We start from the raw sequence: 24,452 nt of genomic DNA on the forward strand, positions 1-24,452 counted from the left end.
AAACGGGGCGAAAGAGTTCAACAAGGAGAGAAGAGAATGAAAAAGCTACTGAGTGGGGCCGCGCTGGCATTGTCACTGGCCGCCAGCCCGCTGCTGGCAGCCGATGAGGTGAAGCTGCAACTGCAATGGGTGACCCAAGCACAATTCGCTGGCTATTACGTGGCGCTGGACAAGGGGTTCTACGAGGAAGAAGGGCTGGATGTGACGATCCTGCCCGGTGGCCCCGATATTGCCCCGCCGCAGGTCCTGGCCGGTGGCGGCGCGGATGCGATGCTGAACTGGATGCCCTCGGCGCTGGCGGCACGGGAAAAAGGCCTGCCGGTGGTGAATATCGCGCAGCCCTTCAAGACCTCGGGCCTGATGTTGACCTGCTGGAAGGATACCGGCATCACTGGGCCGCAGGACTTCAAGGGCAAGACCATTGGCGTCTGGTTCTTTGGCAATGAATACCCGTTCCTGAGCTGGATGAGCCAGGAAGGCATCCCCACCGATGGCGGTGACGACGGAGTCACGGTGCTGAAGCAGGGCTTCAATGTCGATCCGCTGTTGCAGCGGCAGGCCGATTGCATTTCGACCATGACCTATAACGAATACGGTCAGGTGCTGGATGCCGGTGTCTCCGAGGATGAACTTGTGACCTTCAAATACGAAGACATGGGCGTCGCCACGCTGGAAGACGGCATCTACGTGCTGGAGGAGAACCTTGCCGATGCAGCGTTTGCCGACAAGATGGCGCGGTTTGTAAAGGCGTCGATGAAGGGCTGGAAATATGCCGAGGAGCATCCCGAGGAAGCTGCGGGCATCGTTCTGGACAATGATGAGACCGGTGCCCAGACCGAAGCGCATCAGGTCCGGATGATGGGTGAGATTGCCAAGCTGACTGCGGGCAGCAACGGCGCGCTGGACCCGGCGGATTTCGACCGCACGGTGAACACGCTTCTGGCCGGTGGCTCGGACCCGGTGATCACCAAGGCGCCGGAAGGGGCCTGGACCCATGACATCACCGACAAGGCGTTGAACTGAAACGGTTCTGATACAACACGAAACGGGGCCGAGCTGGCCCCGTTTTCTATTGCGGCACTGACAATGGTTTTGCCACCTGTCAGGTGCACCTCGCTTCGGAAGGAACTCCTCATGGGCGACACAAGGCTGGAATTTGCAGAAGCCATCGCGCGACAGGCGGGGCAGCTTGCGGTTGATCTGCGGCAGCATCCGGACGGGTTGGAAATCGACACCAAGGGGCCGCAGGATTTCGTCACCGCCGCCGATCTTGCTGTTGAAACGCTGATCCGTGAGGCGATTGCAGCCCGCTTTCCCGAAGACGCGGTTCTGGGCGAAGAGGGCGGCCTGAGCGGAGACGCCGCTGCCTGCTGGATCATCGATCCGATTGACGGCACCGCGAATTATATGCGTGGGATACCCGATTGGGCGGTCTCGATTGGCTATTTCGACGGGATGGAACTGACCCATGGGGTGATCTTCGCCCCGGATCTTGGGGCATTGGCCAGCGCGCGGAACGGCCAGCCCGCGCGACTGAACGGCGCACAGATCAGCGTTTCGGATCGCTCTGATCTTGGTCACAGTTTGGTTGTTCTGGGCTATTCGCAGCGGGTTGGCCTGAGCGATCATCTCGATCGGATTGGCCGCCTGCTTGAATCGGGATGCGAATATCGCAGGCAGGGGGCGGCAACCATCGGGTTGATGTCCGTGGCCATAGGGCGGGTCGAGGCCTATTACGAACCATCTCTGAACGCTTGGGACGCAGCCGCCGGTCTTGTGATTGTCCGCGCCGCAGGCGGATCGGTTTCCGCCCCGGCCTTTCCCGATTTCCTGCAAACCCCCGGTGAGGTGATGGCTGCCAATCGCAACATGGACAGACTTGCCACCCTTTGCCGAAATTGACGCCTCAACCTGCCCTTTCTGCCCATTGATGCAGAGAAGGGGTGGTGAACAGCTTGAGGGTCAGGCACATATGGGCGCGACCGATGCCTCGGCCCGGCGGGCAGGGGGTTTTGCTTCGCACACGATCAAGGAGAGCACAGCCATGAGCGGCAATTACAACATGTCGATGCGCAAATTCCTCAAGCAGGTCGGCGTGACCAGCCAGCAGGCGATCGAGGACGGCCTGCGCAAGGCGGGCACGCCCACAGGCGGCGCGTTCGAGGTCAAGATGGTGCTGACCGTCGACGGGCTTGAGGTGGAACATGTGGTCACCGGTACCATCAAGGATGGCGACGCATGAGCATTCGCGACGCGGTCCTGGCCAACCTCAAGAAGATCACCGATCCGGTCTCGGGGCAGGACATCGTCAGCGCGGGCATTGTGCGGGCGCTGAACGTCGATGGCGGCACCGTGCGCTTCGTGATGGAGATTGACCCCAAGCTGGCCGAGCAGATGGAGGCGGTGCGCGCCGTTGCCGAGCGCGCGGCGCAGGCAGTTGACGGCGTAGAGAACGTCTCGGCCATGCTGACCGCGCATGCCGAGAAAGCCCCCCCCGAGTTGAAACCAAAACCCAAGCCCTCGCAAACCGGACCGCAACCGGTGGCGGGCGTGGGCCAGATTATCGCTGTTGCCAGCGGCAAGGGCGGGGTCGGAAAATCGACCGTTTCGGCCAACCTGGCTTGCGCTCTGGCCGCCGAGGGGCGGCGCGTGGGGCTGCTGGATGCCGATGTCTATGGCCCGTCGCAGCCGCGCATGCTGGGGGTTTCGGGTCGTCCGGCCAGCCCCGATGGCAAGACCATCCTACCGCTGCGCAACCATGGCGTGACCATGATGTCGATGGGGCTGATGACCAACGAAGATCAGGCGGTGGTCTGGCGCGGCCCGATGCTGATGGGTGCGTTGCAGCAGATGATGGGACAGGTGCAGTGGGGCGCGCTGGACGTGCTGATCGTCGATCTGCCGCCAGGTACCGGCGACGTGCAACTGACGCTCAGCCAGAAATTCGTGGTCGACGGGGCCATCATCGTATCCACCCCGCAGGATGTTGCGCTGATCGATGCCCGCAAGGGGATCGACATGTTCCGCCAGCTCAAGACACCGATCCATGGCATGATCGAGAACATGTCCACCCATATTTGCTCCAATTGCGGCCATGAGGAGCATGTGTTCGGCCATGGCGGAGTCGCGGCAGAGGCCGAGGCGCTGGGAGTGCCGTTGTTGGGAGAGATCCCGCTGCATCTCGATATCCGGGTCGCCGCCGATGGCGGTGCGCCGATCGTGGTCAGCAAACCCGACAGCCCGCAGGCCGAGAGCTTCCGCAGGATCGCCCGCGACCTGATCGCCAAAGGACAGGCCTGAGCGAACGCAACAGGGCCGCGCACGGTAGCGCGACTTTGTTGCAAGGGCTTCGGATATCATCCGGTGCGGGGCTGGTGTCTACTGGCTCAGAAATTCGCGTATCGCTGCCGAATAGGCGTCGGGGTCCTGCAAGTTTGCAAAATGGCTTACGTCTTTCAGGGTTAGCAACTCGGCCTTCGGGATGGTGTCCGCTATCTTTTTGGCGTGATCCGGCAAGATTGCCTCGTCATGCTCGCTTTGAACAACAACAGTAGGCACAGTCACATCTGCCAGAGCCTCGAACCCGCCCGGCTTCTCGGTTCCCCACATTTCCACGACACCTGCGAGAAACGCATCGAACCCATCTGGGGCGGGTGACATGGCGGCATAGTCTGCCGCCATCATGCTGACATAGGTGCCAAAAAGTTCATTGGTTTCCACCGTAGGGTCGATCCCGTCCAGCGTCACATTGCCCGCATGCGCAAAATGGCTGGCCAGACGTTCCGGCGCTGAGGTCGAGATCGCAAAACCGATATTGGCACCATCAGACCAGCCCACCAGATGCACCTTGTCGACGCCCAAATTGTCGAGCAATGCAAGATAATCCTGCGCCAGAAGATCATAGGAATAGGCGCTGCCGTCATTCGAAGACCGACCGTGACCGCGCGTATCGGCGACGATAACGCGATGATCCGTGGACAGTTCCGCGACCTGATCCGCCCAGATATCACCATGCGCCAACCCGCCATGGATCATCAGCACCGGTATTCCTTCTGCTGGGCCATAAAGCGCGTAGTACATATCGATCCCGTTCACCGGTGCGGCACCAGATTCGGCAGCTTCGGGCATCGACGGCGCTGGCGGAAGGGTCAGCCACTTTTCGTCTGCGCAGGCCGCACCTGCTGACAACACAAAGCTCGTGAGGGTCAGTATCTTGAACATCCCGGACCTTTCCTTTTTTGCATCGGATGGATGCAAGGCTACATGATCTGACGGGAAAACGCTCTGAAAATGCCGCCGCGACGTTAGTTGAGGTCTTCAATCAGCCGTCCGTATTTGCGGGTCTGGGCGATGACATCGCCAAAGGTGTTGAACCCGCGCGCCCTCAGCATCGGCAGCATCGCCACCAGAACCTCCGCCGTGGCCCGTGCGTCGCCCAGAGCGGTGTGCCGCAGGTTCTCGGGGATTGTCACGCCGAGACGGTCACATAGAGCGTCCAGAGTATGGGTTTCGCTGGCCCCGAACAGCACCGCCGACAGCAGCACGGTATCCAGAATGGGATGATCCCATGCCACTCCCATTGCCTTGGCGTCGCGGCGCAGGAAAGCCATGTCGAACGGGGCGTTATGGGCCACGATCACCGAATCGCGGGAGAAATGGTGAAACTGCCGCCCGGCTTCGGCGAAATCCGGCGCGCACTGAACCATCGCATCCGTCACACGGTGCACCCGGGTCGAGGCGGGCGGAATGGGCCTGCCGGGATCAACCAGCGTGTCAAAGACCTCACCCGCGACAAGCCGTCCACGTAGCACGCGCACCGCTCCGATCTGCACCACCGCGTCCTTGTGCGGCAGCAATCCGGTGGTCTCGGTGTCGAAGACGACAAAACACAGCTCGTCCAGACAGCGCGCCTCGATGGCCAGGTCTCCGGGTGTTTCGAGCAGATCGAAATCATAGACCAGCGGGCGGGCCGCTTCCGGGGCGATCTGGGCCACGCTTTCGTCAAAGATCAGCAGGTATCCGGCTGCCGCGCCCAGGGGGCGCAGGCGCGCGGCGTAGCTTTGCCTGCCATCGACGCTTGCGATCTGGGCGCTGACATCCTGTCCGGTCTTGCTCAGGCGGGAATGGGCAGCCTCAAGCTCGTCCCGGTTTAGATAGTCAAAGAGAGGGGCATTTAAGCGGGGCGGGGCAATCTGAGCTAGAACCTCTGCGGCCTGTCCGTCATAGAGCACGATCTGATGGGTAGGGCTGACCAGAACCATCGCGACCGGAATATCGGTCAGCAATGCGGTCAGGCGGTCCTTTTCGGCCTTCAGTCGCGCCGTTTCCGATGCGACGGCCTGGGCGGTCGCCAAGGTTTGTTCGGAAACCCGACCCGCAAGCCCGGCGGCGGCGGGGGCCAGATCGCCCAGATAGCGCGCGGCGTCGGTGTCGATCTCCAGATCCAGCACTGCCGCCTCGCGGGCCCGCAGCGACGCGGCGAGCCGTTCGATCGGCTTGGCGACGTTTTCGTCAAACAGCAGCCAGACACCGGCAATCAGCGCCAGCAGGCCGAAGCCGATGAGCAGGCCCGAAAAGACGAACGCCTGTGGCACGCCTGAGACGGGTGCCCGCGCCGATCCCAGATAAAGCGCCACGCCGGTCAGTCCCAGCCCGCCCACCGCCAACAGGCAAAAGAAAAGAAACACACGCAGACGCAGGCTGAGACCGCGCAACATCACGCATCCTCGCAGAGCGCCCGGATCACCGCATCGCCTTCATCGGCGGCGACCCAGTCGGCATCCAGCACCGCGCCGTCGTCTCCAAATTGTGCACCATCCACCAGATTGGCGCGCCGCGATCCGGCGCAATCCACCAGAACTGGCAATTTCGACACCGCCGCCCAACGGCCAAAGAAATAAAGGTCGGCCAGGCGTTGGTCGGGCAAAGTCGGGTTGGTCTGGACCGAGGCACGATCCAGCGCCGCGAACCGGTCGATATATGGCGCGACATAGGTCCAGGGCCGGTAGATCGCGCGGCTGCCTACGGTCTCGATCACCTCGACATCCTCGGGCAGGGCAGCGCTGGTGCGCCCATACCAACTGTACTCGCTGGAGATGGTGACCGCGATCATCGCCAGACCGGCCCCGACCGGGGCCAGCCATTTCGGCAGCCGCCCGCCCAGCACCCGGTTCAACAGCATCACCAAACCCGCCGTTGCGACCCCTGCAAACACCGTTGCGATCAGTTCCAGAAACATCTCTTACCTCCCATGCAAGCCCGCTACCGCGTCTTACCCCAACATGCCCTTGCCGTGCCCGATGGCCGATTGCATTGTCTTTATTACCACAAACGCATCGCGCAGATGGCTTCTCTCAAAATCCGACAGGCGGCTGGGAGACAGGAAGTTGTCCGGGGCAACACCCGCCTTGACCTGCGCGGCCTGATGCTCCAGCCGCGAGTCGGCGATCAGATCATAAGCGTCCCGCAGATCGCGCGCGCCCGAGGGGCTGAGCGCGCCGCTGCGTTCGGCGGCATCCAGGCGGGCACGGGTATTGACCGGCGTGAGCTGCGCGCGCAGCGCATGGAGCCGACCCAAATCAACCACCGGCACGACGCCGTTATGTTTCATGTCCACGGTATCGCGATGCTCCCCCGAGCGGATGGTGGCCAGACCCCGGAACAGGCCCAGCGGCACGCTGTGTTTGAGTGCGTTCGAGACCATATGCGCCACAAAGATCGAATTGGCGCTGGCGGCGCGCAGGGTTTCGGCCTGAATGTCGCGGAACAGATCGAAATCTCCGCCGATGGGGCGCAGGTCGAACATGACACTGGCCAGCATCTGCGCTTCGGGGTTGGGCTTGGCGATCCAGCCCGCGAAATAGCCGCGCCACACCCGCACCGGCTGGCACCAGCGCGGATTGGTCGCCATCATCTCACCGGGGCAATAGACATAGCCGCAGGTGTTGAGGCCATCGCAGACGATCTTTGCCAGCGCCGCAAAATATACCAAATCGGCCTCGGTCGCGCTGTCATCCAGCATCAGGCAATTGTCCTGATCGCTGACCCCGGCCTGCTCCTGCCGCCCCTGCGAGCCGCAGGCCAGCCACAGGTAAGGCACTGGCGGGGGTCCAAGTTCGGCCTCGGCCAGGGCCAGCAGGCGCCGGGTCGCAGTGTCGGCGATATCGGTGATCAGACGGGTCACCACGTCATGCCGGTTGCCGCCCGCCACCAGTTGCACGAGTAGGCGCGGGATCTCAGCTGTTACAGTGGCCATCTCTTCCGCCGTGTCGGCGCGGGCAAGGGCGGTCACCAGTTCCGCCGAACTCACCGCTTGAAAACGGGTCAGGTCGGTCTGGGTGACGATACCGGCCAATCTGCCAGCCTCGGTGATCGGGACGTGGCCGATACGATGTTCCATCATCATGTGCAACACGTCAGAACCGATGGCCGATGGCGGCAGCGTCAGAGGTTCTGCAGTCATTACGTCAGCTACCGGGGTGGTGCCGGGCAGGTCCTCACCCACCACTTTGCCGGACAGGTCGCGAATGGTGACGATCCCGCGCAGCAGCCCGTCCTCGACCACGCAGAGCGACGAGATGCGCCGGTCGCGCATCAACCGTGCGGCGTGCTGCACCGGCAGGTCTGGCGCACAGGTGGCCGGATCACGGGCCATCAGCGTCTCGATCGGGCTCGTGGCCAGATCGTTGCGGGGTGCCCGGTCCTGACGCGCGCGGTTGAAAAATCGGGCAACACCCGCGTGGTCGCGTTGCAGATCCGCGATCAGCTTGGCGGGCAGCATCAGCAGGGTGGTCTCAGCGGTTGCCGTGGCGCTTGTCGCGGCCTTGCCATCGCGCAGCAAGCCGCGCTCGCCAAAGCTGTTGCGCAGCCCCAGATGCGAGACCACCGCGCCATTCTCGTCGACCACGTCGACCGATCCGTCATGTATCACAAAAAGGCCGGGCAGAGCTTCGCCAAACCGGTAGATCGCCTCAGCCGCAGCACATATGCGGGTCTCGGCCCGCACGGCGATATCGGCCAGCACCTCGGGCGGCAGCGCGTCATAGGGATGCACCGATCTGAGGAAGCGAATGATCTGATCTTGGGTCAGGGACATGAGGCAATGCCTTGGAAATATGTAAAAAGTCCCGCCGGGCCAAGGCCAGGCGGGACCAGTTTAATGCAGGCGAACCGTTACAGGGAGGGTGAAAGGCCCGCCCGGCATATCAATGATCCGCCGTCGCGGCCGCTGCCCCACGGGGGATGCGCACGCTTTCGACCAGATCCTTGATCTCCTGAGGGGTCTCCTTGGTCATGCCGGCGACCAGATAGGCCACACCGAAGTTGACCGCAGCACCGACGGCACCGAACGAGGTCGACTTGATCGGACCCAGCAGCGGATCGGCATCGGTGAAGGAGTTGGTGTCCGGAATGAACAGCCAGCCCTTGTGCAGGAAGATATAGACCAGCGTCACGATCAGACCCGCGAGCATACCCGCGACAGCACCGACATTGTTAATCTTCTTCGAGAAGATACCCATCATCAGCGCCGGGAAGATCGAGGCAGCCGCCAGACCAAAGGCCAGGGCAACCGTCTGTGCCGCAAAGCCCGGAGGGTTGAGACCCAGATAGGTGGCAACCACGATGGCCACGGCCATTGCGATCCGCGCCGCCAGAAGCTCGCCTTTTTCGCTGATTGCCGGGTTGATAGAACCCTTGATCAGGTCGTGGGACACAGCCGAAGAGATTGCTAGCAGCAAACCGGCAGCGGTAGACAGAGCAGCCGCCAGACCACCAGCCGCGACCAGACCGATCACCCAACCCGGCAGGTTGGCAATCTCGGGGTTGGCCAGAACCAGGATGTCGCGGTTGAACTTGGTCAACTCGTTGCCGACCCAGCCCTTTTCAGCGGCCAGTTCCTGCATCTTTTCCGACTTGTCGTTGTAGTACTGGATCTTGCCGTCGCCGTTCTTGTCTTCCCAGTCGAGCAGACCGGTTTTTTGCCACGTGGCCATCCAGTCATAGCGCGCATCATTGTCGATCTGTTCGACCTTCACCGCGCCGCCATCGATGCCACCATTGGGCCACATCATGTCGGTGATGTTCAGACGCGCCATGGCACCCACGGCAGGGGCCGTCAGATAGAGCAGAGCGATGAACACCAGCGCCCAGCCAGCCGACCAGCGGGCATCGGACACTTTCGGGACGGTAAAGAAGCGCATGATCACGTGCGGCAGACCGGCGGTACCGATCATCAGCGACAGGGTGAAGAGCACCATGTTCAGCGTGTCAGAGTGATGTGCGGTGTATTCCGCGAATCCGAGCTCCGAGACAATCGCGTCCAGCTTGGTCAGCAGCGGTTCGGTGGTGCCAGCGGCATCACCAAACAGGCCAAGCGCCGGGATCGGATTGCCGGTCAGCTGCAGCGAGATGAAGATCGCCGGGATGGTGTAGGCGGTGATCAGCACGCAATACTGCGCCACCTGGGTGTAGGTCACGCCCTTCATGCCGCCAAAGACCGCGTAGGCAAAGACCACACAGGCACCGATCAGCAGGCCGGTGGTGTTGGACACCTCCAAAAAGCGGCCAAAGGCCACGCCAACGCCGGTCATCTGGCCGATCACGTAAGTGACCGAGGCGACGATCAGGCAGATCACGGCCACGATCCGTGCGGTCGGGCTGTAGAACCGGTCGCCGATGAACTCGGACACGGTGAACTTGCCGAACTTGCGCAGGTAAGGCGCCAGCAGCAGTGCCAGCAGCACGTAGCCGCCGGTCCAGCCCATCAGGAAGGACGAGTTGTCATAGCCGGTAAAGGCAATCAGACCCGCCATCGAGATGAACGAGGCCGCCGACATCCAGTCGGCCGCCGTGGCCATACCGTTGGTGACCGGGTGAACGCCGCGACCGGCGGCGTAGAATTCCGATGTGGATCCCGCGCGGGCCCAGATCGCGATGCCGATATAGACTGCGAAACTCGCGCCTACAAACAGCAGGTTAATGGTAAACTGATCCATGACGCTTACTCCTCATCCACGCCATATTCGGCGTCGAGTTTGTTCATCCGCCAGGCGTAGAAAAAGATCAGGCCCAGAAAGACCAGGATCGAGCCTTGCTGCGCGAACCAGAAGCCCAGATCGGTGCCGCCGACGCTGATGCCCGAGAGCATCGGGCGCAGCAGAATGCCGAATCCGAACGAGACAAGAGCCCAGATCACCAGGCTCACAAGAATGATCCGCACATTTGCCTGCCAATAGCCTTTGTCAGCCTCGGCAACTTGCGCGGAGTTTGTGGTTTGATCCGCCATCGCGGGTCCTCCTTGCTTCCTCCTGATTTGCCCGGGGATCGGGCAAACCTCCTCCGTTTGCCTGCGCCGTCTTACTGACATCAGGCATGACTTCACCGGTCCGCCAAAGCGGTTAGTCCGGTTCTTTCTTCAGGGGGTGGGGCGGTTTGATCCGGCCCCGGTCTTTCCCGCCTAGCGCATCGCCCCCTTGACGATGGTGGCAAGGCCGCGGGCGATCTCGTCGATCCCGCCCATGGCGTTAATTCTCTCCAGAACGTCCTGGCCGTCGTAATAGGTGATCAGCGGCGCAGTCTGGGCGTGGTAGGCGCGCAACCGGCTGGCAACCGTTGCGGCGTTGTCATCGGCGCGGCGCTTGAATTCGGTGTCGCCGCAATTGTCGCAGACGCCCTTGGTTTGCGGAGTCTTGAACGTGTCGTGATAGCCCTCGCCGCAACCCGCGCAGGTATAGCGGCCCGAGATACGGGTCACCATTGCGTCGTCGTTGACCTCAAGACTGATGGCGGCGCTGATTTTCTGGCCGGTCTCGGCCAGCAGCACATCCAACGCCCTTGCCTGCGCATCGGTACGGGGGAAGCCATCCAGGATGACACCCCTGGCGCAATCGGGATCGGCCAACCGGTCGCGCAGGATGGCGATGACGATATCGTCGCTGACCAGATCGCCTGCTTCCATCACCGCTTTGGCCTGTTTTCCGGCTTCGGTTCCGGCAGCCACGGCGGCGCGCAGCAAGTCGCCGGTCGATAGTTGAACCAGCCCGAACTGCTCTTCGAGCTTGCGGGCCTGCGTGCCCTTGCCTGCGCCCGGAGGCCCAAGCAGGATCAGAACGGCGGGGGTGCTGAGAACTTCCGTGTCCATCATTTCACCGCCCGGTTTTCGATCAGGTCCTCGACCACCGACGGATCGGCAAGGGTCGATGTATCGCCAAGAGCGCCAAAATCATTCTCGGCGATCTTGCGCAGGATACGGCGCATGATCTTGCCCGAGCGGGTCTTGGGCAGGCCCGGAGCCCACTGGATCACGTCGGGGCTGGCAATCGGGCCGATCTCGGTGCGGACCCATGTGCGCAACTCCTTGCGCAGATCTTCGCTGGGCTCGCGGTCGTTCATCAGGGTGACATAGCAATAGATGCCCTGACCCTTGATGTCATGCGGATAGCCGACCACGGCGGATTCAGCCACTGCCGGGTGTGCAACCAGCGCGCTTTCCACTTCGGCGGTGCCCATCCGGTGACCCGAGACGTTGATGACGTCATCGACGCGGCCAGTGATCCAGTAATCGCCATCCTCGTCGCGGCGACAGCCATCGCCGGTGAAGTAATACCCTTTGTAATCCGAGAAATAGGTCTTCTCGAACCGCTCATGATCGCCCCAGACGGTGCGCATCTGACCGGGCCAGCTGTCCTTGATGCAAAGGACGCCCTCGACACCGTTGCCGCTGATCTCGACCCCGGATTGCGGGTCCAAAACCACCGGTTCTATGCCAAAGAAGGGCTTCATCGCCGCACCGGGCTTCATCGCGTGTGCACCGGGCAGCGGGGTCATCAGGTGACCGCCGGTTTCGGTCTGCCACCAAGTGTCGACGATGGGGCATTTGCCCTTGCCGACCACGTCATTGTACCAGGTCCACGCCTCGGGGTTGATCGGCTCGCCGACGGTGCCCAGCACCTTCAGATCGCTCAGGTCGCATTTCTCGACAAATTCCGGGCCTTGGCCCATCAGCGCACGGATCGCGGTGGGCGCGGTGTAGAACTGGTTCACCTTGTGCTTTTCACAGACCTGCCAGAAGCGGCTGGCATCGGGCCAGGTCGGCACGCCCTCGAACATCAGCGTGGTCGCGCCATTGGCCAGCGGACCATAGACGATATAGCTGTGCCCGGTGACCCAGCCCACATCTGCCGTACACCAGTAGACATCGCCATCATGGTAGTCGAAGACGATCTCTTGCGTCATCGACGCGTAGACCAGATAGCCGCCGGTGGTATGCACGACACCCTTGGGCTGACCGGTCGAACCGGAGGTATAGAGAATGAACAGCGGGTCCTCGGCGTTCATCTCAGCAGGCGCGCAAGTGTCGCTCGCCTCCAGCGCCATCTCGTTATAATCGAAATCGCGTCCGTCGACCCAGGTGGTCTGACCGCCGGTGCGCTTTACGACAAGGCATTTCACGCTGTCCTTGCAGTGCAGCAAGGCGGCGTCGGCATTGGATTTCAGCGCCGTCTTGCGACCTCCGCGCGGGGCCTCATCGGCGGTAATCAGAACCTTGGCGTCACTGCCGTTGATCCGGGCGGACAGCGCATCGGGGGAGAAGCCTGCAAAAACGATGGAGTGAATGGCCCCGATCCGGGCGCAGGCCAGCATGGCATAGGCGGCCTCGGGGATCATCGGCATATAGATCACTACGCGGTCGCCCTTGCGCACGCCAAGCGAGGACAGCACATTGGCCATCTTGCAGACGCTGCTGTGCAATTGCTTGTAAGTGATGTGCTGGGCCGGATCGTTCGGATCATCGGGTTCCCAGATGATCGCGGTCTGGTCGCCCCGGGTCGCCAGATGCCGGTCGATGCAATTGGCCGCGACGTTCAGCGTGCCGTCGGCGTACCAATTGATATTTACATTGCCGAAATCATAGCTGACATCCTTTACTTGCGTGTACGGCTTGATCCAGTCGATCCGCTTGCCATGCTCGCCCCAGAATGCGTCGGGGTCGGCGATCGAGGCAGCATACATCTGGTCGTATTTGGCTGCGTCCACATGGGCATGCGAAACGGTCTCTGCCGATGGCGCATAGGTCCGGTTTCCGGTCAGCGTGTCGGTCGTCATCTGAGGCTCCTCCCAAAGACTGTTTTCGTTGATCGCCTTTTTTCACCCAAGTGGCAGGGGATTGTCGATCATGTTCCTTCCTTGCTGAAAGTATAGGCGAGTTTGAAAATATTAAAATAAAGTCATGAAAATTAACGATTTGTCTGTAAAGAATTTTTACTGAGCTCCAATCAAGTGTAAATGAATTGATAATAATGACCACAATACCGCTGAAATCATAAGAAAATTACTGTCAACATCGGCGCGGACCTGCCGCGTGATGAAAGGCACGCTTTGTAGTGATTCTCGCGTTACCGGACGGAAATCCGGCAGAAATCGGGCGCTGCGGGCTGGAAGTGCGGGCGGAGAGGTCTTGTAATCGATCCTGCCCGACCAGTTCTGAGTCGCGCATATCCCGGACCTTGGCAGCGGCGCGATGTCGACCTAGTCTGCCCTCAAAGACATGTCCGCAGCTACGACGGACCGACCGGGAGGAAACTGATGAAAACCTGTCTGACTGCAGCCGCATGCACGGCGCTGGGTGTTGCCCTTGCGACGCAATCCGCGGCAACCGAATGGAACGCATCGGTCTGGGGCAAGCGCCGCGCCTTTACCGAACATGTGGAAAAGCTGGCCGAACTGGTCAGCGAAAAAACGGGCGGCGACTTCACCATCAATGTCAGCTATGGCGGTTTGTCGAAACCGCGCGAAAACCTTGACGGGATCGAAATCGGTGCTTTCGAGATGGCGCAGTTCTGTGCGGGTTACCACCGCGACAAGAACCGCGCGATCACGGTTCTGGAATTGCCCTTTCTCGGCGTGAACACGCTGGAGGAAGAGGTGGCGGTCAGCCACGCGGTCTATGATCATCCCGCGGTGTTGGGCGAGATGGCGAAATGGAATGCGCGGATCATCATGACCTCGCCCATGCCGCAATACAATTTGGTGGGCACCGGCTCGCCGCCCGATGCGTTGGCTGATTTCGACGGGATGCGGGTGCGGGCCACCGGCGGTCTGGGTCAGGCTTTCGAGGCAGTGGGGGGCGTGCCGACCTCGGTCGCGGCGACCGAGGCTTATGGCGCGATGCAGTCGGGCGTCGTGGATACGGTCGCCTTTGCCCAGCATGCGCATCTGAGCTTCGGCACAATCAACGAGGCCGACTGGTGGACCGAGAACCTCAATCCCGGCACCGTGAATTGTCCGGTGGTTGTCAACATCACTGCCTATGAGGCGCTGCCGCCGGAACATCGCGACGCGCTGAACAGCTCGATCGAAGAGGCGATTGCGCATTACCTCGTCAACTACGGCGATCTTCTTGATACATGGGACAGCGTTCTGGACGAGAAGGGTGTGACCAAGGCCACGATCCCTGACGATGTCATCGCCGAATTTCAGGCCAAGGCCGCCGATCCGATCCGCGAGAAGTGGATTTCCGATATGAGCGCGCAGGGGCTGCCAGCGCAGGATCTTTATGATTTGGTGCAGTTCACCCTGAACGCGAAGCGCGGCGGCAACTGAGATCAGCGCCGCGGATCAGAGCGGCAGGGGCAGTTGGAACGGCGCAAGCACCGCAGACGCCTTGCCCGGTGTGTCGGCAAGGTGTTGCTCGGCCCGCAAGACCACTTGCGCCGCCGCGCGCGCGTCTTCTTCGGCGTCGTGATGCTGGAAGTCTAGGTCGAGCACCGTTTTGAGATTGCCCAGCCCGTGCCCGCCATTGCCTTTCAACTCAGGCCACGCCGCGCGGGCGATGGAGACGCTGTTATTCCAAGATAGCCGGGCGCGCGGCAACCCATGCGCCCGGCAGGCGGCAGCGATGGCGAGTTCATCGAACCGGCTGTGCTGGACCAGTGGATGACGTGCGAGAAGGGGCAGCAGGTCGGGCCATGCGTCCGCGAATGTCGGCGCATTCCGCACCGTGGCGGGGCCAATCCCGTGCAACTCGATATTGAAGCGTGCAAACGGCATCTGTGGGTCGATCAGCGTCGACCAAGTCTGAATGCTGTGATCAGCGCGCACGCAGGCCAGGCCGATCTGACATATGCTGGCGCTGTCGCCGCAGGAGGTTTCCACATCCAGCGCGATGAAGCGGAACGTGCCGCCGGGCAGGGGCACTGTCACCGCGACACTCCACACAGGCGCGCCTTGAGCGAGGCCATCAGCGTGTCTGTGTAGCGGCGCAGAATGGTGGCGTCGTCGGTCAGCCGCGAATATGACCACAGCCCCTGCGCCGAAATCATTGTGTAGCGGGCCAAATCGTCAAGATCGGTGGCGTTCAGAGAGCCGTCCGGCCCGTTCTCATGGGCCAGCGCCCTGCGAAAGCCGATGAAGAGCCGCGTGCAATGGGCTTCAAGCTTTTCGTGCGTGGCTTCTTCGGCGGGGTCGATCTGGGTCAGCGTGTTGCCCACAAGGCAGCCGATGCCGACCCCGCCCATCGACTCGAACCCGGTCAGCAGATTGTCGAAATAGGCGCGGATGGCGTCGATCCCGGCATCCTCGGCCTCGACCGGAGCGAAAACGGGCGTCACGACACTGTCCTGATAGCGGTCCAGACAGGCATGAAAAAGCTCCTGCTTGCCGGAGAAATCGCTATATATTCCACCCCGGCTGACCCCTGTTTCCCGCACTAAATCGCCCATGGAAACAGCATGATAGCCGACCCTCCAGAAGGTTTTCATGGCATTGTCCACAAGGGCTGCGCGGGAGTATGATCGGGTCCTGGGCATGTTTCCTCTTGTTTTGGAATGTTCGTTCCAATAACTTTTCACCGACTCAAGCGCAAGGGCTGAGGAGAGCATCATGACTACGGGTTTTCGTGACAAAAAGAAATTCGCGACCGTCCACGGCAAGCGGATGGCCTATTTCGAAGAAGGTGAGGGCGACCCGATCGTGTTTCTGCACGGCAACCCGACCTCGTCCTACCTGTGGCGCAACATCCTGCCGCATCTGACGGGAAAGGGCCGTCTGATCGCGCCCGACCTGATCGGAATGGGCGATTCCGACAAGCTGGAGGACAGCGGCCCCGACCGCTACACCTATGTGGACCACCGCAAATACCTGTTTGCCCTGCTTGACCAACTGGGCGTGCGCGAAAACGTGACCCTTGTGCTGCATGACTGGGGATCCGGGCTGGGCTTTCACTGGGCCCATACCCATCCGGAGGCGATCAAGGGCATCGCCTTCATGGAAGCCATCGTCGCGCCTGTACCGGGATGGGACAGCTTCCCCGAAGCTGCACGCGACATATTTCAGGCCCTGCGCTCGCCAGCCGGAGACGAAATGGTGCTGGAGAAAAACCTGTTCGTCGAGGCGATTCTGCCTGGCTCGATCTTGCGCGATCTGAGTGACGAGGAAATGGCCGAATACCGCCGCCCCTTTGCCGCTTTCGGCGAGGATCGGCGCCCGACGCTGACTTGGCCACGCCAGATCCCCATTGGGGGTGATCCTGCAGATGTGACCGGAATCGTTGCGAGCTACTCCGCCTGGTTGGCACAGACCCCGATCCCGAAACTGTTCGTCAATGCAGAGCCCGGCGCGCTGATCGCGGGACCCGTGCGCGACTATGTCCGGGCCTGGCCGAACCTGTCCGAGGTGACCGTGGCGGGCAGCCATTTCATTCAGGAAGATTCACCAGATCAGATCGGCAAAGCCATTCGGGATTGGCACGCGGCGCTCTGATCCGCGTGCGGTATTTGACTGGGAGGGCGCCGGTCACAGAAGCGACAAAACTTTTCTCGCGTTATTTTTTGCGATATGTTCATCGGCGGGCGGGACGTATAGTGTCGCCGTGATGAAGGCTTGGAATGGATGCGCGCGCGATGGGTGGGAACAAGATTCGCAACATGGAAGAATTTGCCGCGCTCAGCGGCATCTCGCGCCCGACGGTCTCAAAATACTTCAATGATCCCGGCAGTGTCCGTGCCTCGACACGGGCGCGGATCGAGGCCGCGCTGGAAGAGCACGACTATCGCCCCAACATCTATGCGGTCAACCAGAACCGCCGCCTGACCAAGAATATCGGCATTGTGGTGCCGTATTTGGCCGACCCGTTTTTTGCCGAAATCGCCCGAAAGATCGAGCTGCGCTGCATCGAAGCGGGCTGGTCTCCAATTCTCTTCAGTTCGCATGGCGAGAAGGACTTGGAGATCGATATTCTGGACAGTCTGCGCTCGATGAAGCCAGCCGGTGTGTTGTTTGCCCCGCTCGGGCGTATTTCCGACCGCATCGTGATCGAGAAATTTTGCCGCGATGTGCCGACGATCCTGTTTGACAGCAACCTGGACGGCATTGGTGAAGCCTTTGTAGGATCAGACAATTTCAGCTTTGTTTCGCAAAGCGTGGAATATCTGACACGCACGGGAAACCCGCCGATCCTGTTCGAGATGGTCCGCCCGGCCAACCCCAACGCAAACAAACGCCGGAAGGCCTATGTGTCGATGATGGAGCGGTTGGGATTTGACCCTCAGATTTTTCAGGCCGAGGGAGACGGCTGGGGATTCGAGGAAATCGGATACAAAGAGGGGCTGCGGTTTCTGGATCAGAAACCGGGTCGGACCGATACCGTGCTGTGCAGCAACGACCGGCTTGCGATCGGGTTTCTGTCGGCCTGTTTCGAACGCGGCATACCAGTAGGGCGCGGCGAGACCTGCACCTTGCGCGTGGCGGCACATGACGATCATCCGTTTTCGCGGTTCACCTGCCCATCGCTGACAACTGTGGCCCACGATTATGACCAGGTCTCGAACAAGGTCATTGAGATGTTGTTTCAACTGATTGAAAGCGGTGGACATTTCGAGAGCAGGTCAGAGCACCTCTACCCGGCAAAGCTCGTCCTTCGGTCTTCGGCCTGATCGGATAAAAGTTTACGCGCGTAAAGTTTTTGTTGACTCGCCTGCTGAACAGGACGTAGGGTCATACCCAACATCCAACACAGGGAGGAACAGGATGTATCTCAAGGCATCATTGGGTGCGGCAACTGCCATGGCGCTTGTCATGGGCTCGGGAGCTATTGCCGACACCATAACCATTGCGACCGTCAACAACGGCGACATGATCCGCATGCAGGGTTACACGGATGATTTCACGGCCAAGACCGGCCATGAAGTTGAATGGGTAACGTTGGAAGAGAACGTGCTGCGTCAGCGGGTCACGACCGATATCAGCACCAAGGGCGGCGCCTTCGATATCATGACTATCGGCATGTACGAAACGCCGATTTGGGGCGCCAATGGCTGGCTGGTTCCGCTTGACGGGCTGTCCGAGGAATACGACGTCGATGACATCCTGCCCGCGATGCGCGCCGGGTTGAGCCATGACGGCACGCTCTATGCCGCGCCGTTTTATGGCGAAAGCTCTATGGTGATGTACCGCAAGGACCTGATGGAAAAGGCCGGGCTGGAAATGCCCGAGGCCCCGACCTGGGAGTTCATTCGCGAAGCGGCTGCGGCAATGACCGATCGCGACGCCGAGATCAACGGCATCTGCCTGCGTGGCAAGGCTGGCTGGGGTGAGGGCGGTGCCTTTATCACCGTCACCGGAAACTCGTTTGGCGCCCGCTGGTTCGACGAGGACTGGAATGCGCAGTTCGATCAGCCAGAATGGGCTGACGCGCTGAACTTCTTTGTTGGAATGATGTCGGAATCCGGACCTCCGGGCTATGCGACCAACGGGTTCAACGAAAATCTGTCGCTGTTCCAGCAGGGCAAATGCGGCATGTGGATCGACGCGACCGTTGCAGCATCCTTCGTGACCAATCCTGACGATTCTACCGTGGCCGACAAGGTTGGCTTCGCTTTGGCGCCGAATACCGGTCTGGGCAAAAACGCCAACTGGCTCTGGGCTTGGGCGCTGGCCATCCCGGCTGGGTCGCAGAAAGTGGATGCGGCGCAAGCGTTTCTAGAATGGGCGACATCGAAAGACTATATCGAACTGGTCGCTGCAAACGAAGGTTGGGCCAATGTGCCTCCGGGTGCCCGGACGTCGCTTTATGCAAACCCGGACTATCAGGCCGTGCCGTTTGCCAAGATGACGCTCGACTCGATCAATGCGGCTGACCCGCAGAATCCAACGGTCAAGCCGGTGCCCTATGTCGGTGTCCAGTTCGTGGCTATCCCCGAGTTTGCTGGGATCGCAACCGAGGTCAGCCAGGAATTCTCGGCTGTCTATGCTGGTCAGCAGACCGTGGACGAAGCGCTGGCCAAGGCTCAGGCACTGACCAACGACGCCATGGAAGCGGCAGGGTACCGCTAAGGCGACCGGTCGACCCAAATAAACACGCAGAGGGCGCCACGCCCGCCCTCTGCTCCCCCATCCCTTCAAATTCACTGTAAGATTCGCCCGAGGCGGTCCCCTGACCGTCAACAGAGGAGGTGTTTCCATGGCTACGCAGCATTCCAGATCAGCCGCCCGCCTAATGATGGCCCCTGCGGTTGTCCTGCTTCTCGGCTGGATGTTGATCCCGCTTTCAATGACATTGTTCTTCTCGTTCAAGAAATACCTTCCACTGCGCGGCGACTCGATGGCCAACGGCCTCGAATGGGTCGGCTTCGCAAACTACACGCGGTTCGTCGGCTCCAGCGCGTTCTGGCCCAGCGTTCAGGCCACGCTGGTCATCGTTGGCGGCGTTCTGGTCATCACGGTGGTTCTGGGCGTCCTGCTGGCGCTCCTGCTCAATCAGCCGATGTGGGGGCAGGGCGTGGTCCGAATTCTGGTCATTGCCCCGTTCTTTGTCATGCCGACAGTCTCTGCGCTGGTCTGGAAGAACATGTTCATGGACCCGACCAACGGACTGCTGGCGTATCTTTGGAAGTTTTTCGGTGCCGAACCGATTGCATGGCTCAGCCAGGCCTCTTTGCCCTCGCTGATCATGATCGTGTCCTGGCAATGGCTGCCTTTTGCAACGCTGATCCTGCTGACCGCGATCCAGTCGCTGGACGGCGAGCAGCTTGAAGCGGCGGAAATGGACGGCGCGCCCTCGATCAAGCGTTTCTGGTTCATCGTCCTGCCGCATCTGAGCCGGGCGATCACAATCGTGATCCTGATCCAGACCATCTTTCTGCTGGCGATCTTTGCAGAGATCTTTGTCACCACCGGTGGCGCCTTCGGAACCAAGACGCTGTCTTACCTGATCTTCCAGCGCGTGCTGGAAAGCCAGAATGTCGGGCTCGGATCGGCTGGCGGTGTCTACGCAATCATTCTCGCCAATATCGTTGCCATCTTCCTGATGCGCATCGTCGGCAAGAACCTGGACGCGTGAGGAGGACCCAATGGCACGCTCTGTTACGCAAAACCGCAAGATCATCAACACCACCGCCGCCTGGGCCGTCGGATTGCTGATCTTCTTCCCGATCCTCTGGACCATCCTCACCAGCTTCAAGACCGAAGCGCAGGCCATTTCCGACCCGCCAGTATTCCTGGCCTTTGACTGGACGCTGGAAAACTACGGCGTGGTCATGGAGCGGTCGAATTACATGCGGTTCCTGTGGAATTCGATCGTCATCGCAGGCGGCTCGACCATCCTCGGGATCATCATCGCGGTGCCTGCCGCCTGGTCGATGGCCTTCGTGCCCTCAAAACGCACCAAGGACATCCTGCTCTGGATGCTGTCGACCAAGATGCTCCCAGCGGTTGGTGTGCTCTATCCGATCTACCTGCTGTTCATCAAACTGGGGCTTCTGGATACCAAGTTCGGTCTGACCATCGTGCTGATGCTGATCAACCTGCCGATCATTGTCTGGATGCTTTACACCTACTTCAAGGAAATCCCCGGTGAAATCCTCGAGGCAGCACGGATGGACGGGGCCAGCCTGAAGGACGAAGTGCTCTATGTGCTGACCCCCATGGCCATCCCCGGCATCGCCTCGACCTTGTTGCTCAACGTTATCCTGGCCTGGAACGAAGCCTTCTGGACGCTGAACCTGACCGCGGCAAAGGCGGCCCCGCTTACGGCCTTCATTGCCAGCTATTCCAGCCCCGAAGGCCTGTTCTACGCCAAGCTCAGCGCGGCCTCGACCATGGCGATTGCACCAATTCTCATCCTTGGCTGGTTCAGCCAGAAACAACTTGTCAGCGGCCTGACCTTCGGCGCCGTCAAATAAGGAAACAGACCAATGGGACAAATTCAACTGAACCAAGTGACCAAGAGCTTCGGCGACGTCCAGGTCATTCCGCCACTGGATCTGACCATCGAAGACGGAGAGTTCACGGTCTTTGTCGGCCCGTCTGGCTGCGGTAAATCGACCCTCCTGCGGTTGATCGCAGGACTGGAGGACATCACATCCGGGCACATCGCCATCGACGGCACAGACGCCACCGATGTGCCTCCGGCCAAGCGCGGCCTGGCCATGGTGTTCCAATCCTACGCGCTCTACCCGCATATGTCGGTCCGCAAGAACATCGCCTTTCCGATGCGCATGGCCGGGATCGACCAGGCCGAGCAGAACCGGCGGATCGACGCTGCGGCCAAGGCGTTGAACCTGACCGACTATCTTGACCGGCGTCCCGGCCAACTGTCGGGCGGGCAGCGCCAGCGGGTCGCCATCGGGCGAGCCATCGTGCGTGAACCGGCGGCCTTCCTCTTTGACGAGCCGCTGTCCAACCTGGACGCCGCGCTGCGCGTCGGTATGCGGCTGGAAATCAGCGAGATGCATGAACGTCTCAAGACCACGATGATCTACGTGACCCACGATCAGGTCGAGGCGATGACCATGGCCGACAAGATCGTAGTGCTGCGCGCCGGTATCGTCGAACAGGTGGGCAGCCCGCTTGAGCTTTACCAACGGCCCGGCAACACCTTTGTCGCCGGTTTCATCGGCTCGCCCAAAATGAATCTGATCGAGGGCCCGGAGGCGGCCAAGCACGATGCGGCGACCATCGGCATCCGGCCCGAGCACATCGACATCTCGGAAACCGAGGGTACCTGGCAGGGCACCGTGGGCGTGTCCGAACATCTGGGCTCCGACACGTTCTTTCACATCCAGAGCGGGCTGAGCCCGGAGCCGCTGACAGTTCGGGCTGGTGGTGAACGCAAGCTGAAATATGGAACCGAAGTCTACCTGACGCCCCAGACCGAACACCTGCATCGGTTTGACCAGCACGGGCTCAGGATCGAATGAAACGGCTGGACGGCAAAACGGCATTGATCACCGGCGCGGCCCGAGGCATCGGGCGCGCCTTCGCCGAGGCCTATCGCGCCGAGGGTGCCAAGGTGGCGATTGCCGATATCGACATCGCCCGCGCCCGCGAAACCGCCGGTGAGATCGGCGCGGTTGCAATCCAAATGGATGTAACAGATCAGGCCAGCATCGAGGCAGGCGTGGCAGAGGCCGTCGCCCAGTTTGGCCAGATCGACATCCTGATCAACAATGCCGCCGTGTTCACCGCCGCACCGATCACAGAAATCACACGCACAGAATTCGCTCGCACCTTTGATATCAATGTCGCGGGCACACTCTTTACGCTGCAGGCCGTCGCCCGACACATGATTGCGCGCGGGCAGGGCGGCAAGATCATCAACATGGCCTCGCAGGCGGGGCGCCGGGGTGAACCTTTGGTGGCCGTCTACTGTGCCACCAAGGCAGCGGTGATCAGCCTGACGCAATCGGCGGGACTCAACCTTATCGAACATGAGATCAATGTGAACGCCATCGCGCCCGGCGTGGTCGATGGTGAGCATTGGGACGGTGTGGACGCGTTTTTTGCCCGCTATGAAGGCAAGGCGCCGGGGCAGAAGAAGCGCGAGGTGGCTCAGGCCGTGCCCTATGGCCGGATGGGCGTGGCAGAAGATCTGACGGGCATGGCGGTATTTCTGGCCAGTTCCGAGGCCGACTATATCGTCAGCCAGTGTTTTAACGTGGATGGCGGGCAATGGATGAGCTGATGAAAGATACATCTCCCGTGCCCGGGCTGAAACTGGCGACACTTGCCGCCATGCCGGACCATATCGACAGGCCGCACTATGACCGGCGCGACCTCAGCCCCGGCATCGTCCATATCGGGCTTGGCAATTTCCACCGCGCCCATCAGGCGTGGTTTCTGCACCGGTTGATGCAACTGGGTGAGGCGCTGGATTGGGCGATCATCGGCGCGGGCGTGCGGCCTTACGATGCGGCGATGCGCGAGAAGCTGATCGCGCAGGACTGCTTGACGACGCTCCTTGAATTGGCGCCCGAAAGCCGCGCGGCGGAAATCATCGGTCCGATGGTCGACTACCTGCCGATTGAAGAGGGGAACCAGCCCCTGATCCGGGCCATGGCCGATCCGGCGATCCGGATCGTCTCGCTGACGGTGACCGAAGGCGGGTATTACATCGACGGTGCAACCGGCGGGTTCGACGCCAGCCATCCAGACATTCAACATGATGCGACCAACCCGGACGCCCCGAAAACGGCCTTTGGCGCGATCGTTGCAGCGCTGCGCTTGCGCCGCGCCGCAAGCGTGCCGCCCTTCACCGCGCTGAGCTGCGACAACTTGCAGGGCAACGGCCGGATATTGCGGGGTCTGATCGTGGGACTTGCCCGGATGAACGACCCCGATCTGGCCCTCTGGATCGAGTCCGAGGGGGCCTTTCCGAACTCGATGGTCGACTGCATCGTGCCCGCCACCGGCTCCGGCGAACTGGCGCTTGCGCGCGAGATGGGCGTGAGGGATGCCGCGCCGGTCACCCATGAAAACTTCCGCCAATGGGTGATAGAGGATGCCTTTGCCATGGGCCGCCCCGACTGGGACAAGGCAGGTGCCACCTTTTCAGAGAATGTCCACGCCTATGAGATGATGAAAATCCGGGTTCTGAATGCCGGGCATCAGGTGGTCGCAAATGCGGGCGTACTGCTGGGCGTCGAGACCATCGCGAGCTGCCTGTCCCATCCGCTTATCAAGGGGCTGTTCCGCAAGGTGCAACGCACCGGGATTGCGCCTTATGTCGCCCCGGTTCCCGGCATGACGCCGGAGGTCTATATCGACCTGATCGAACAACGCTTTGCCAATGATGCTATCCGCGACACCACAAGACGAGTGGCATTTGACGGCTCTTCCCGGCATCCCGGTTTTGTTTTGCCGATCCTGCGCGATGCGCTTACCGCAGGCGGTTCCATCGACGGGCTGGTACTGGTCGAGGCGCTCTGGGCGCGCATGTGCGCGGGAACATGCGAGGATGGAACGCGGATCGAACCGAACGACCCCGCATGGGACCGTCTGGTGCCCATTGCCAAACGCGCGAAGGACAGGCCGCAGGTCTGGCTGGAAGAGACCGGGCTTTATGGCTCGCTTGCAACGGATGCGCGGGTCGTGCGGACCTTTGAGCATTGGCTCACTCTCATTTGGCGGGAGGGTGTGTCAGCGGCTCTCGAAACCTATACCCGGTCCCAATAGACTGG

Annotated in this window: 23 protein-coding genes; 13 read left to right on the plus strand and 10 right to left on the minus strand. The window is 61.1% G+C overall.

Annotation, left to right across the window (positions count from 1 at the left end; genetic code table 11):
- Positions 1-36 precede the first annotated feature (36 nt).
- The 4 genes from AB1E33_RS12125 to AB1E33_RS12140 all read left to right on the plus strand — a co-directional run bounded on the left by AB1E33_RS12125 (position 37) and on the right by AB1E33_RS12140 (position 3,300).
- Positions 37-1,023 (plus strand): ABC transporter substrate-binding protein, encoded by a 987-nt coding sequence (locus tag AB1E33_RS12125; RefSeq protein ID WP_372577540.1) that lies wholly within the window; start codon positions 37-39, stop codon positions 1,021-1,023.
- Positions 1,024-1,134: 111 nt separating this feature from the next.
- Entirely contained in the window at positions 1,135-1,902 is a 768-nt protein-coding gene (locus AB1E33_RS12130) for an inositol monophosphatase family protein (protein WP_372577541.1), read from the plus strand.
- Positions 1,903-2,044: 142 nt separating this feature from the next.
- The gene (locus tag AB1E33_RS12135; RefSeq protein ID WP_372577542.1) at positions 2,045-2,242 is read left to right on the plus strand and encodes a DUF6494 family protein; all 198 of its coding nucleotides are present in this window, start codon (positions 2,045-2,047) and stop codon (positions 2,240-2,242) included.
- A complete protein-coding gene (locus tag AB1E33_RS12140; RefSeq protein ID WP_372577543.1) occupies positions 2,239-3,300 on the plus strand; it encodes an Mrp/NBP35 family ATP-binding protein in 1,062 nt (353 codons plus the stop codon). Before AB1E33_RS12135 ends, AB1E33_RS12140 begins: the two co-directional genes overlap by 4 nt.
- Positions 3,301-3,378: 78 nt before the next feature.
- On the opposite strand, the gene AB1E33_RS12145 is transcribed toward AB1E33_RS12140, so the two are convergent.
- The 8 genes from AB1E33_RS12145 to acs all read right to left on the minus strand — a co-directional run bounded on the left by AB1E33_RS12145 (position 3,379) and on the right by acs (position 13,104).
- Positions 3,379-4,221 carry an alpha/beta fold hydrolase gene (locus AB1E33_RS12145; RefSeq protein ID WP_372577544.1) on the minus strand — a complete coding sequence of 281 codons (843 nt, stop codon included), beginning with the start codon at positions 4,219-4,221 and terminating at the stop codon, positions 3,379-3,381.
- An 83-nt stretch (positions 4,222-4,304) separates the two neighbouring features.
- Complete coding sequence (locus AB1E33_RS12150; RefSeq protein WP_372577545.1) at positions 4,305-5,717, minus strand: 3'-5' exonuclease; 1,413 nt, start codon at positions 5,715-5,717, stop codon at positions 4,305-4,307.
- Entirely contained in the window at positions 5,717-6,238 is a 522-nt protein-coding gene (locus AB1E33_RS12155; protein ID WP_372577546.1) for a hypothetical protein, read from the minus strand. Before AB1E33_RS12155 ends, AB1E33_RS12150 begins: the two co-directional genes overlap by 1 nt.
- A 33-nt stretch (positions 6,239-6,271) precedes the next feature.
- Positions 6,272-8,095: a DUF294 nucleotidyltransferase-like domain-containing protein gene (locus AB1E33_RS12160; RefSeq protein ID WP_372577547.1), complete on the minus strand. Its 1,824-nt coding sequence runs from the start codon at positions 8,093-8,095 to the stop codon at positions 6,272-6,274.
- A gap of 109 nt (positions 8,096-8,204) precedes the next feature.
- On the minus strand, positions 8,205-9,995 hold the full coding sequence (locus AB1E33_RS12165) for a sodium:solute symporter family protein (RefSeq protein ID WP_372577548.1): 1,791 nt from the start codon (positions 9,993-9,995) through the stop codon (positions 8,205-8,207).
- A gap of 5 nt (positions 9,996-10,000) precedes the next feature.
- Positions 10,001-10,285 (minus strand): DUF4212 domain-containing protein, encoded by a 285-nt coding sequence (locus AB1E33_RS12170; protein ID WP_249711378.1) that lies wholly within the window; start codon positions 10,283-10,285, stop codon positions 10,001-10,003.
- 171 nt (positions 10,286-10,456) lie between these two features.
- A complete protein-coding gene (locus tag AB1E33_RS12175) occupies positions 10,457-11,140 on the minus strand; it encodes an adenylate kinase (protein WP_372577765.1) in 684 nt (227 codons plus the stop codon).
- Positions 11,140-13,104: an acetate--CoA ligase gene (gene acs, locus AB1E33_RS12180; protein WP_372577549.1), complete on the minus strand. Its 1,965-nt coding sequence runs from the start codon at positions 13,102-13,104 to the stop codon at positions 11,140-11,142. The genes AB1E33_RS12175 and acs overlap by 1 nt, the downstream gene beginning before the upstream one ends.
- Positions 13,105-13,584: 480 nt before the next feature.
- Between acs and dctP the strand changes: the two genes are divergently transcribed.
- The gene (gene dctP, locus AB1E33_RS12185) at positions 13,585-14,601 is read left to right on the plus strand and encodes a TRAP transporter substrate-binding protein DctP (protein WP_372577550.1); all 1,017 of its coding nucleotides are present in this window, start codon (positions 13,585-13,587) and stop codon (positions 14,599-14,601) included.
- A 15-nt stretch (positions 14,602-14,616) separates the two neighbouring features.
- On the opposite strand, the gene AB1E33_RS12190 is transcribed toward dctP, so the two are convergent.
- Positions 14,617-15,201 carry an exonuclease domain-containing protein gene (locus tag AB1E33_RS12190; protein ID WP_372577551.1) on the minus strand — a complete coding sequence of 195 codons (585 nt, stop codon included), beginning with the start codon at positions 15,199-15,201 and terminating at the stop codon, positions 14,617-14,619.
- The gene (locus tag AB1E33_RS12195) at positions 15,198-15,881 is read right to left on the minus strand and encodes a TetR/AcrR family transcriptional regulator (protein WP_372577552.1); all 684 of its coding nucleotides are present in this window, start codon (positions 15,879-15,881) and stop codon (positions 15,198-15,200) included. The genes AB1E33_RS12190 and AB1E33_RS12195 overlap by 4 nt, the downstream gene beginning before the upstream one ends.
- Between AB1E33_RS12195 and AB1E33_RS12200 the strand changes: the two genes are divergently transcribed.
- The 8 genes from AB1E33_RS12200 (at position 15,880) to AB1E33_RS12235 (ending at position 24,447) form a co-directional block, all read left to right on the plus strand.
- Positions 15,880-16,758 carry a haloalkane dehalogenase gene (locus AB1E33_RS12200; protein WP_372577553.1) on the plus strand — a complete coding sequence of 293 codons (879 nt, stop codon included), beginning with the start codon at positions 15,880-15,882 and terminating at the stop codon, positions 16,756-16,758. The genes AB1E33_RS12195 and AB1E33_RS12200 overlap by 2 nt on opposite strands.
- 140 nt (positions 16,759-16,898) lie before the next feature.
- Positions 16,899-17,930 carry a LacI family DNA-binding transcriptional regulator gene (locus AB1E33_RS12205; RefSeq protein WP_372577766.1) on the plus strand — a complete coding sequence of 344 codons (1,032 nt, stop codon included), beginning with the start codon at positions 16,899-16,901 and terminating at the stop codon, positions 17,928-17,930.
- Positions 17,931-18,024: 94 nt separating this feature from the next.
- Positions 18,025-19,329 carry an ABC transporter substrate-binding protein gene (locus AB1E33_RS12210; protein ID WP_372577554.1) on the plus strand — a complete coding sequence of 435 codons (1,305 nt, stop codon included), beginning with the start codon at positions 18,025-18,027 and terminating at the stop codon, positions 19,327-19,329.
- A 127-nt stretch (positions 19,330-19,456) separates the two neighbouring features.
- Positions 19,457-20,335: a carbohydrate ABC transporter permease gene (locus AB1E33_RS12215; RefSeq protein WP_372577555.1), complete on the plus strand. Its 879-nt coding sequence runs from the start codon at positions 19,457-19,459 to the stop codon at positions 20,333-20,335.
- A 10-nt stretch (positions 20,336-20,345) separates the two neighbouring features.
- Positions 20,346-21,176, plus strand: a complete 831-nt coding sequence (locus tag AB1E33_RS12220) for a carbohydrate ABC transporter permease (RefSeq protein ID WP_372577556.1) — start codon at positions 20,346-20,348, stop codon at positions 21,174-21,176.
- Between the two features lie 12 nt (positions 21,177-21,188).
- Complete coding sequence (locus AB1E33_RS12225; protein ID WP_372577557.1) at positions 21,189-22,193, plus strand: ABC transporter ATP-binding protein; 1,005 nt, start codon at positions 21,189-21,191, stop codon at positions 22,191-22,193.
- A complete protein-coding gene (locus AB1E33_RS12230) occupies positions 22,190-22,957 on the plus strand; it encodes an L-iditol 2-dehydrogenase (RefSeq protein WP_372577558.1) in 768 nt (255 codons plus the stop codon). Before AB1E33_RS12225 ends, AB1E33_RS12230 begins: the two co-directional genes overlap by 4 nt.
- Entirely contained in the window at positions 22,957-24,447 is a 1,491-nt protein-coding gene (locus AB1E33_RS12235; RefSeq protein WP_372577559.1) for a mannitol dehydrogenase family protein, read from the plus strand. The genes AB1E33_RS12230 and AB1E33_RS12235 overlap by 1 nt, the downstream gene beginning before the upstream one ends.
- Positions 24,448-24,452 lie beyond the last annotated feature (5 nt).

The sequence above is a fragment of the Ruegeria hyattellae genome (assembly GCF_041537925.1).
Taxonomy (GTDB): domain Bacteria; phylum Pseudomonadota; class Alphaproteobacteria; order Rhodobacterales; family Rhodobacteraceae; genus Ruegeria_C.

Coding starts and splice junctions, on each gene's coding strand:
- AB1E33_RS12195 (WP_372577552.1), bottom strand. CDS start 15,881: ATGATGCTCTCCTCAGCCCTTGCGCTTGAGTCGGTGAAAAGTTATTGG.
- AB1E33_RS12165 (WP_372577548.1), bottom strand. CDS start 9,995: ATGGATCAGTTTACCATTAACCTGCTGTTTGTAGGCGCGAGTTTCGCA.
- AB1E33_RS12160 (WP_372577547.1), bottom strand. CDS start 8,095: ATGTCCCTGACCCAAGATCAGATCATTCGCTTCCTCAGATCGGTGCAT.
- AB1E33_RS12225 (WP_372577557.1), top strand. CDS start 21,189: ATGGGACAAATTCAACTGAACCAAGTGACCAAGAGCTTCGGCGACGTC.
- AB1E33_RS12140 (WP_372577543.1), top strand. CDS start 2,239: ATGAGCATTCGCGACGCGGTCCTGGCCAACCTCAAGAAGATCACCGAT.
- AB1E33_RS12235 (WP_372577559.1), top strand. CDS start 22,957: ATGAAAGATACATCTCCCGTGCCCGGGCTGAAACTGGCGACACTTGCC.
- AB1E33_RS12155 (WP_372577546.1), bottom strand. CDS start 6,238: ATGTTTCTGGAACTGATCGCAACGGTGTTTGCAGGGGTCGCAACGGCG.
- AB1E33_RS12205 (WP_372577766.1), top strand. CDS start 16,899: ATGGGTGGGAACAAGATTCGCAACATGGAAGAATTTGCCGCGCTCAGC.
- AB1E33_RS12210 (WP_372577554.1), top strand. CDS start 18,025: ATGTATCTCAAGGCATCATTGGGTGCGGCAACTGCCATGGCGCTTGTC.
- AB1E33_RS12135 (WP_372577542.1), top strand. CDS start 2,045: ATGAGCGGCAATTACAACATGTCGATGCGCAAATTCCTCAAGCAGGTC.
- AB1E33_RS12130 (WP_372577541.1), top strand. CDS start 1,135: ATGGGCGACACAAGGCTGGAATTTGCAGAAGCCATCGCGCGACAGGCG.
- AB1E33_RS12220 (WP_372577556.1), top strand. CDS start 20,346: ATGGCACGCTCTGTTACGCAAAACCGCAAGATCATCAACACCACCGCC.
- AB1E33_RS12150 (WP_372577545.1), bottom strand. CDS start 5,717: ATGTTGCGCGGTCTCAGCCTGCGTCTGCGTGTGTTTCTTTTCTTTTGC.
- AB1E33_RS12145 (WP_372577544.1), bottom strand. CDS start 4,221: ATGTTCAAGATACTGACCCTCACGAGCTTTGTGTTGTCAGCAGGTGCG.
- AB1E33_RS12170 (WP_249711378.1), bottom strand. CDS start 10,285: ATGGCGGATCAAACCACAAACTCCGCGCAAGTTGCCGAGGCTGACAAA.
- acs (WP_372577549.1), bottom strand. CDS start 13,104: ATGACGACCGACACGCTGACCGGAAACCGGACCTATGCGCCATCGGCA.
- AB1E33_RS12200 (WP_372577553.1), top strand. CDS start 15,880: ATGACTACGGGTTTTCGTGACAAAAAGAAATTCGCGACCGTCCACGGC.
- AB1E33_RS12125 (WP_372577540.1), top strand. CDS start 37: ATGAAAAAGCTACTGAGTGGGGCCGCGCTGGCATTGTCACTGGCCGCC.
- AB1E33_RS12215 (WP_372577555.1), top strand. CDS start 19,457: ATGGCTACGCAGCATTCCAGATCAGCCGCCCGCCTAATGATGGCCCCT.
- dctP (WP_372577550.1), top strand. CDS start 13,585: ATGAAAACCTGTCTGACTGCAGCCGCATGCACGGCGCTGGGTGTTGCC.
- AB1E33_RS12230 (WP_372577558.1), top strand. CDS start 22,190: ATGAAACGGCTGGACGGCAAAACGGCATTGATCACCGGCGCGGCCCGA.
- AB1E33_RS12175 (WP_372577765.1), bottom strand. CDS start 11,140: ATGGACACGGAAGTTCTCAGCACCCCCGCCGTTCTGATCCTGCTTGGG.